This window comes from Vibrio bivalvicida (genome assembly GCF_001399455.2).
Lineage (GTDB): Bacteria > Pseudomonadota > Gammaproteobacteria > Enterobacterales > Vibrionaceae > Vibrio > Vibrio bivalvicida.
Genome location: NZ_LLEI02000003.1, coordinates 1 through 294 on the forward strand (window position 1 = coordinate 1; position 294 = coordinate 294).

1 tRNA gene is annotated in these 294 nt (G+C 50.7%); it reads left to right on the top strand.

Going from position 1 to position 294, the window contains the following annotated elements:
* Window positions 1-144: 144 nt before the first annotated feature.
* A tRNA-Ala gene (locus tag APB76_RS00030) sits at window positions 145-220 on the top strand.
* Window positions 221-294 lie beyond the last annotated feature (74 nt).

Here is a 294-nt window from a genome sequence, read left to right on the forward strand (position 1 = left end):
TCGTAACAAGGTAGCCCTAGGGGAACCTGGGGCTGGATCACCTCCTTATACGATGGACAGTTTGCTTTCACTTTTTAAAAGTGAAGACAAATGCGTCACGATGAGTGTCCACACAGATTGATATGTCTTTATTAGAGCTTTGAAGGGGCTATAGCTCAGCTGGGAGAGCGCTTCGCTGGCAGCGAAGAGGTCATCGGTTCGATCCCGATTAGCTCCACCAATTTCCCTATGGAAATTTCGTGTCCCGTTCGTCTAGAGGCCTAGGACACCGCCCTTTCACGGCGGTAACAGGGG